This window comes from Methylobacterium sp. Leaf125 (genome assembly GCF_001423085.1).
GTDB lineage: Bacteria > Pseudomonadota > Alphaproteobacteria > Rhizobiales > Beijerinckiaceae > Methylobacterium.
Window position 1 is genome coordinate 1 of sequence record NZ_LMNU01000039.1, and the last position, 4,873, is coordinate 4,873.

Sequence of the window (4,873 nt, forward strand, 5' to 3'; positions counted from 1 at the left end):
ATGTCTGCTTCATCTTCGCTCCTCAGGGGCTACGATGAACCAGCCATCCTCCGTTCGGGAAGACCCTCATTCTGTCCCACAGGTGCTGACGTCGGACAAGTTTGGCAAGCTCCTCGTCGGCTATGTTCATGCCACGGGCGCTACTAAATTCCACTCCATTAACGTTGCTTATAAACTCACGCAACGTTTCAATTTCTTTTCCAACAAATGAGAATGAAGCGTTGTGCGGCTTATCGGTTGCAACCGAATAGCCCTGGATACTTAAAACAAATATCTCTCTATCATCCTCAAAAAACTTGGCAGTTATATAGCTTTTCTGACCTTCGCGATAACGGATAACAACTTCGTCTTTAATCGTTCCAAACGCATAAGCATCAGGCGCCTCAATTACCTTTGACGCAATGCGAACTTTTCTTTCTTTCTGGCGAAAGTCCTTCAACCGTGGGCTGATGTATATTTTTCCAGGCAATGGATTTTCGTAGTTATCCATCACAAATTCACCGCTGTTTTTTCAAGCCGCGCGATAGTGCTGACGCTGACGTTGTAGCTGCGGCCGAGAATGGACCGGACCCGTCGTCGACGTCCAGAGGATCTTCGTTCAGGCCCCGGGCATTCCCGAGCGGGTCGCCCTCTGGGCCAGCCACTATGCGCACGTGACGTGGCCAAACGCCTGGCACGGTGACCTGCACGTTTAAGTCCAACTCAGGTGCCCCCCCGTTCCCGACCAACGGTCACCGCTCGCCAGAGGACCCACCACGGGGCGGTGCCGGCCATTACGATGGTCACGAGGGTCGGTAGGTTGGTGCGCTCGGGCTCAATCCACCAGCGACATCGACATCGCCTAGGAGATGCAGGGCGGACCTGCCAGTTCCAAACGGGTGTCGTTTATTCCAACAAGCCTGTCGGCCTACAAAGACGATGGTGCCCAGGGACGGAATCGAACCGCCGACACTGCGATTTTCAGTCGCATGCTCTACCAACTGAGCTACCTGGGCCTCGGCCGGTTCGCGTGAGCGGCACCGGCTGGAGCGGGGGTATAGGGGGTGGATTGCGGCCTGTCCAGCCTCGATCGGAAGAGATTTTGCTGGTCGCTTTCCGCGCCGGAGCGACGACCTTCAGACAGTCCGGTCCGAGCGCGGATCGACGCCATCGGCGTCCTCGTCCTCATCCTCTGCGGTGGGGATCGCGTAGCGGTCGGTCAGCCAACGTCCGAGATCGATGTCGGCACAGCGGGCTGAGCAGAACGGCACGAAGGCAGGCTCGGACGGCTTCTTACAGATCGGACACGGGTCAGGCTTGACGGGACTAGCGCGTCTGCGGCCGATGTTCGGATCGCTCATGCGGGGCCTCCCCAGGCACTGCGGACCGGAAAGCCCTCCCCATCGAGGAGGTTGACAGTCTCGTAGAGTGGCAACCCGACCACGGCGCTGTGAGATCCCACGAGCTTGACTACGAAGGCTCCGGCGAGCCCCTGGATCGCGTAGCCGCCGGCTTTGCCGCGCCACTCGTCGGAAGCGAGGTAAGCGTCGATCTCGCGCGAAGACAGGCGCTTGAAGCGCACCCGGGTCTCGACCACCCGCTCACGACGGACATCCTGGGGCGTGAGGAGACAGACGGCCGTGTAGACTCGATGCTGGCGCCCGGAGAGCAGACGCAGGCAATCGGCCGCTTCATCCGGCAGCTCGGCCTTAGGGAGCACCCGACGCCCTACCGCTACGACTGTATCCGCCGCGATGAGGAAGGCCTCGCGCATGTCATCCCGCCGCCGCGCTGCTGCACCGGCGGCGGCAAGCTTTTCACGCGCAAGGCGTCGGGCGAGCTCGCGCGGGGTCTCCGATTTCCGTGGCGTCTCATCAATATCGGCTGCCAGCAGGGCATCGGGCTCGATGCCGACCTGCTGCAAGAGCGCGAGGCGCCGGGGTGAGGCCGAGGCCAGAACGAGGCGGGCGCTCCGGCTCGAGACTGGAGTTTCGTCGATCATCGTCACGTGCGGGCCGTCATGCGCAGGGTTGGCATCCTGTATGGGAGCGAAGGGAGAAAGACTGGCCGATGCTACACCTCGATGGGCGCATGGGCTGGCGAGGCCGGGAAGGCGGTGGGAACCTAGCGGAAACCCCTAGTCTTGTGAACGCGTGCCGAGGCATCCTTGAGGCCGTCGACCCGTGGACAACGAGCGCGGGTCTGATATGGTCCCGCTCGTGGTCGTCGCGGCCACCGCCGCGGTCTCTACTCCGCGTCGTGCGGGCGTAGTTCAGTGGTAGAACGTCAGCTTCCCAAGCTGAATGTCGTCGGTTCGATCCCGATCGCCCGCTCCAATAATATCAAGCACTTAGCGTTGCTTGCTTGTATCGCCCGAGAGCTTGATACAAGTCTGATACAAGTGGAAGAAGTTCCGAGAGTCCTTCCAGGAACGCGCAAAACGATTCCAGGATCGCGTTCATGGAGCCGCCTTGAATTTTGGGCGGATCTCTCACCACTTGTTGGATCGATGCCCCGGCCGACGAGGCCTCAGCCGGCGGATGGCTTTCCGGTGCGGATCAGGTGTCGCACGTCCGCGCCGGCTTGGTTAACCGCGCCGATCCGCTCGATGAGCTGGGCCGGCCGGCTACCTCGCAGGCCCGCCAGGGTCAGTTGCCCGTCGCGGACGTAGGTGTAGATGCCGCTTACCGCGAACGCCGAGGCGTAGGCGACATGCTCGGCAAGTCCCGCGGTCGCGGCCTTGAATGCATCGGAGGCGTGGAAGGTCCGACGCACGAGCGGTGAATGGAACGCCAGTTCCAGGACGGCGATCAGCCGACGTTCATCCGGCACCGTGTGGTCAACGTTCGGCGCCGGCGGGGCGGGCTTGGCGTCGTGATAGGGTTCCGGCAGGTGGAGCCGCACCTTGAGGACCGGTGCCTCCTCCGCCAGGGCGTGTGCCATCCTGGCAATGCGCTCGCCAAACCTCGCCGCGTAGCCGTGCGAGGCGCCGAGGTAGAGCTCGATCCGGTCGAGGCCGTCGTCCCCGTTGGGGGACGCCTCGGCCACGCGGTCCACCAACGTCGTCGACCCATGCGGGAGCGCATACGCGACCGGTCCGCCGCGGAGCCGAACCCGATCTCGACGCCCCCGTCCAACTCGTAGTCCGGGAACGGCCCGATGCCCTCGACCACGGGCCACAGGTGCGCGTCCTGCTGCCGGTCGAAATGCCTCTGGACGTACCACCCGAGGCCGGGAATGCGCGAGCATAGGGGCCCGTGCACGTCCCGCCAGTATGTCGCGAAAAGTTCGTGCGGAACCCGGGGGCGGCGCAGCACCGTCGTATAGGTGTTGATCCTGATGGTGGCATCGCGCCTGGAGTAGTCGGTGGCCATGGGCGTGGGCATGTGGGTTCCTATCACCGGCTCGGGGTGATCCTCAGGACGCGGGGGCATCCTCGACGCGGCGTTCCGGCGCGAGTTCGCCGAACCAGTACGCGGCGGTGACGCCGCCATCCATCAGGAAGTCGCTCCCTGTGATGAAGGCGCCGTCGGATCCCATGAGGAGCGCGCCCACCGTCCCGACCTCATCGGGCGTACCGGCCCTCCCGGCGGCGGACACCTCCAACATGCGCCGGTACCCCGGGCCCCGTGGCCCCTTGAGCTCGTCGTTGGCGAGCGGGGTCATGATAATCCCGGGGCTGATCGTGTTGACGCGGGCGCCGCGCTTACCCCACCGGACGGCCTCGGCCATGACCCGCAGAGAGTTGCCGCGCTTCGACACCTGGTAGGCGTGGAGCGGGTCCTTGACCTGGTCGGGCTGCAGCATCGGCAGGGCGAGCAGTTCCTCCACGGGCGTCGTCGCAAGGGCCGCGTTCTGTTCGGTCGTCAGGGGCGGCAGGCGGTGACCGGACTGGGACGCGATGACGACGCCCGACCCGCCCCAGGCGATGACGTTGCCGAACTCCTCCAGCACCAGCGCTGTGCCGTAGAGGTCGATCTCAAGGATCGTCTCCGGGGACGCCTGGGTCGGCGAGACGCCGGCGGCATGGATGAGGCCGGTGATGTCGCCGTGGGTCATGGCCTGGGCCACGAGGGCCTCGACCGAGGCGCGGGACGATACGTCGACGGTCGCCGTGCTCAAGCGGGCCTTCCAGAGGTCTGTGAAGGGTGGTTTTCCGTCGGTCCGCTTTCCGGACAAAAATGGGAAAAGCGGTCATTCGGCAATTGGCCGAAGAAGACAGATCATTGACCGGTAACAACAGGCTGCATGAACCTTCGTGTAGAGTTTTCCTGGACCGCTGGACCGCTCGGCGTCTTATGCCCCCATGGTCATAACGGAGCCACCGTCAACTCGCAGAAACTCGCCGGTGATGAAGCTGGCCCGCTCGGAGCAGAGGAACGCCACCGCCGCGGCAACTTCCTCGGCCTTGCCACGGCGTTTGGCGACGATGCCCGGACGCTCCTCGTCCAGCGTCTGGCGGATTGCCTCGTCGAACGAGATGCCCTTCTCCTTCGACTTCTTTTCCATCTGCGCGTCGGTCATCGGCGTGGCGATGAAGGCCGGCCCGACCGCGTTCACCAGCACGCCGTCCGGCCCGTAGGCCTTCGATAGACCCTTAGCGAGGTTGAGGACGCCCGCCTTTGCCGCCGCGTAGGGCAACTCCTCGACGTAGGGCTGGACCGCGTCCTCCGACGAGAACAGCACGACGCGGCCCCAGCCCGCCTTGCGCATGTGCGGGATGAAGGCCCTGGTCGCGCGCACGCCGGCCATGAGGTCGGTCTGGATCGCCTCCAGCCAATCGTCGTCGGTCAGTTTGGGATTGCCCCGGTTTGGTGGACACCGAGAACGCTTTCGCGTGAGGTGTTTGTCCGATGCCCAAGACCCGTCCCGCATACCCCGCCGAGTTCCGCCG

The 4,873-nt window shown here is 63.9% G+C and carries 6 protein-coding genes and 2 tRNA genes; 1 reads left to right on the top strand and 7 read right to left on the bottom strand.

The features are described 5' to 3' along the window. Nucleotides 1–22: 22 nt before the first annotated feature. The 4 genes from ASF58_RS26250 to ASF58_RS20015 all read right to left on the bottom strand — a co-directional run bounded on the left by ASF58_RS26250 (nucleotide 23) and on the right by ASF58_RS20015 (nucleotide 1,981). Nucleotides 23–490, bottom strand: coding sequence for a hypothetical protein (locus ASF58_RS26250; RefSeq protein ID WP_156375815.1), 468 nt, complete (start codon nucleotides 488–490; stop codon nucleotides 23–25). A 429-nt stretch (nucleotides 491–919) separates the two neighbouring features. Further along, nucleotides 920–995 (bottom strand) — tRNA-Phe (locus ASF58_RS20005). 120 nt (nucleotides 996–1,115) lie between these two features. Further along, entirely contained in the window at nucleotides 1,116–1,340 is a 225-nt protein-coding gene (yacG, locus tag ASF58_RS20010) for a DNA gyrase inhibitor YacG (RefSeq protein WP_055956701.1), read from the bottom strand. Further along, complete coding sequence (locus tag ASF58_RS20015; protein WP_055956704.1) at nucleotides 1,337–1,981, bottom strand: Maf-like protein; 645 nt, start codon at nucleotides 1,979–1,981, stop codon at nucleotides 1,337–1,339. The genes yacG and ASF58_RS20015 overlap by 4 nt, the downstream gene beginning before the upstream one ends. A 259-nt stretch (nucleotides 1,982–2,240) precedes the next feature. Between ASF58_RS20015 and ASF58_RS20020 the strand changes: the two genes are divergently transcribed. After that, nucleotides 2,241–2,315: transfer RNA gene (locus ASF58_RS20020), tRNA-Gly, on the top strand. Between the two features lie 193 nt (nucleotides 2,316–2,508). Here the strand turns inward: ASF58_RS20020 and ASF58_RS26755 are convergent. The 3 genes from ASF58_RS26755 to ASF58_RS20035 all read right to left on the bottom strand — a co-directional run bounded on the left by ASF58_RS26755 (nucleotide 2,509) and on the right by ASF58_RS20035 (nucleotide 4,854). Continuing rightward, nucleotides 2,509–3,027 (bottom strand): hypothetical protein, encoded by a 519-nt coding sequence (locus ASF58_RS26755; protein WP_200930231.1) that lies wholly within the window; start codon nucleotides 3,025–3,027, stop codon nucleotides 2,509–2,511. Between the two features lie 369 nt (nucleotides 3,028–3,396). After that, nucleotides 3,397–4,101: an SDR family oxidoreductase gene (locus ASF58_RS20030; RefSeq protein WP_244477416.1), complete on the bottom strand. Its 705-nt coding sequence runs from the start codon at nucleotides 4,099–4,101 to the stop codon at nucleotides 3,397–3,399. Between the two features lie 174 nt (nucleotides 4,102–4,275). After that, a complete protein-coding gene (locus ASF58_RS20035; RefSeq protein ID WP_280137566.1) occupies nucleotides 4,276–4,854 on the bottom strand; it encodes an SDR family oxidoreductase in 579 nt (192 codons plus the stop codon). Nucleotides 4,855–4,873: the final 19 nt, after the last annotated feature.